Source organism: Streptomyces musisoli (assembly GCF_016741855.1).
Classification (GTDB): domain Bacteria; phylum Actinomycetota; class Actinomycetes; order Streptomycetales; family Streptomycetaceae; genus Streptomyces; species Streptomyces musisoli.
Genome location: NZ_JAERRH010000068.1, coordinates 1 through 1,983, shown reverse-complemented (window position 1 = coordinate 1,983; position 1,983 = coordinate 1). Strand labels below are relative to the sequence as shown.

Genomic DNA, 1,983 nt, shown 5'->3' with positions numbered 1-1,983 from the left:
AGCCTGGTTTCGGTAACAGGTCCGGCATGGCCGCCCAGGGCAACCCGCACGTGTTGTGCGCCGGCCGCAGCGCGCCGGCGTCCCCGGCTCAGGGCGCGGTGGCTTCCCAGGCCGCCTCGATCATCCGGAAGACCTCGTCCACCGTGGCCCCGGGATCGTCCGCCCGGCAGGCCAGCGCGTAGGCGTCGATGGCGAACCGCGCGGTTGCCCGGCAGGCCGTCGCACTCCGGCAGAGGTGGGGATCGGCGGCCAGCGCCGCTGCCAGCGCGTGCGCGTGACGCAGGCTCATGGACTCCTCGTATTCCCGCAGGGCGGGTGATCCCTCGATCATGCGTCGGACGGGGGTGCTGCCCTCCGCCGTGCAGTGCCGCACCAGGGCCTGGATCTCGCGGTGCAGCGCCGGGATGAGCGGCTCGTGCGCAGGCCGGTCGGTCACCGCCCGCGTGAGGCGCTGCTCGAAGTCCTGGTCGCGCTCGAACACCAGGGCCTCTTTCGAGGCGAAGTGGGCGAAGACGGTGGTGACGGCCACGTCGGCCTCGGCCGCCACGTCACGGATGCCCACGGCGTCGTACCCGCGCTCCAGGAAGAGCCGCAGCGCGGTGTCAGCGATCTTCTGGCGGGTCGCGGCCTTCTTGCGTTCGCGGCGTCCGGACGGCTCGGTCATGCCCTGACACTACCAGGTATGAATTCCTAACCGTTGTTAAACCCTAACCGTTAGGGTTATCTTCGCCGCATGAGGAAAATCAGCTTCGCCGAGTTCGGCGGTCCCGAGGTCCTGCAACTGGTGGAAGCCGAGGAGCCCCACGCGAGCCCCGGTCGCATACGCATCGCCGTACGGGCGGCGGGCGTCAACCCCGTCGACTGGAGGATCCGGGAGGGCCAGGTCCTGGGAGCCCATCCCGTCGAACTGCCCGCCGGGGTCGGACTGGACGCCGCCGGAGTCGTAGATGAGGTCGGCGAGGGCGTCGAGGGGGTCGAAATCGGCGACCGCGTCTTCGGCGAAGGCGCCGACACCTACGCCGAATTCGCCGTCCTGTCGGCCTGGGCCCCGATGCCCGAGGGGCTGACCTTCGAGGAGGCGGCCGGGTACCCGTCGGTGGTGGAGACCGCGCTGCGCATCATCCGCGAGGTCGACGTGCGGCCCGGACAGACGCTGCTGGTCAGCGGCGCTTCCGGCGGCGTCGGGTCGGCGGTGGTGCAGATCGCCCGCGAGCGCGGCATCACGGTGATCGGCACGGCCGGGGCCGCGAACCAGGACTACCTGCGTGGCCTGGGCGCCCTCGCCACGACCTACAACGAGGGCTGGGTCGAACGGGTACGGCACCTGGGCCGGGTCGACGCGGCCCTTGACCTGGCCGGCTCGGGCGTGATCCGCGAACTCGTCGAGCTGACCGGGGACCCGGGCAAGGTCGTCTCCATCGCCGACCTCGGTGCGCCGCGGTTGGGCGTCCGGTTCTCCGGCGTGGCCGGGAGCGTGCCGGACGCGCTCGCCGAGGCCGTCGACCTCATCTCCCGGGGCCGGCTCCACATCCCGGTCGAGAAGTCGTACCCGCTCACCGAGGCAGCGGCGGCGCACGCTGACAGCCGCACCGGCCACACCCGGGGGCGCCGGGTCCTGGTCGTCTGAGCCGCGGCCCGCCCCGCGTACGGGCAGAGCCGGGCCGTGATCGGCACGAACGGAGCAGACGCCGGATACGACGCCCCGCGCAGCGCCCGCCGCCTGGACGGCACGAAACAGGCCGTCACCACTCGCGACACCCGCCCATTCGGCAGCGGCGTGCGGGCCCACCCGCGCGCGAACGGAGGGGATACGCAGCCGGCCGACGAACACCAGCCGGTGCTTCGCGCCGGCGCCCACGGACCGCTCGCGTGGACGAGCGGCAAACCCTGTCTGGTGACGGCAATGCCACAACGCGCCGAGGCCGCCCAAGACCGGACCTGCCGGCTGGAGCGGTGGCGGCCGCGGCCGTACGAGTCACCGGT

Annotated in this window: 3 protein-coding genes; 2 read left to right on the top strand and 1 reads right to left on the bottom strand. The window is 72.5% G+C overall.

Features of this window, described 5'->3' with window-relative positions:
• Positions 1–88: 88 nt before the first annotated feature.
• Positions 89–664: a TetR/AcrR family transcriptional regulator gene (locus JK361_RS40425; protein ID WP_201828195.1), complete on the bottom strand. Its 576-nt coding sequence runs from the start codon at positions 662–664 to the stop codon at positions 89–91.
• Positions 665–733: 69 nt separating this feature from the next.
• Here JK361_RS40425 and JK361_RS40420 point away from each other — a divergent pair, with 69 nt between their 5' ends.
• Entirely contained in the window at positions 734–1,627 is an 894-nt protein-coding gene (locus JK361_RS40420; protein ID WP_201828193.1) for an NADP-dependent oxidoreductase, read from the top strand.
• 36 nt (positions 1,628–1,663) lie between these two features.
• Positions 1,664–1,983 (top strand): hypothetical protein (locus tag JK361_RS41925; protein ID WP_236054669.1); only part of this gene is annotated, 320 nt, incomplete at its 3' end.

What these genes read in the sequence shown, in the direction of transcription:
- JK361_RS40425 (WP_201828195.1), bottom strand. Translation starts at nt 664, where the DNA reads ATGACCGAGCCGTCCGGACGCCGCGAACGCAAGAAGGCCGCGACCCGC.
- JK361_RS40420 (WP_201828193.1), top strand. Translation starts at nt 734, where the DNA reads ATGAGGAAAATCAGCTTCGCCGAGTTCGGCGGTCCCGAGGTCCTGCAA.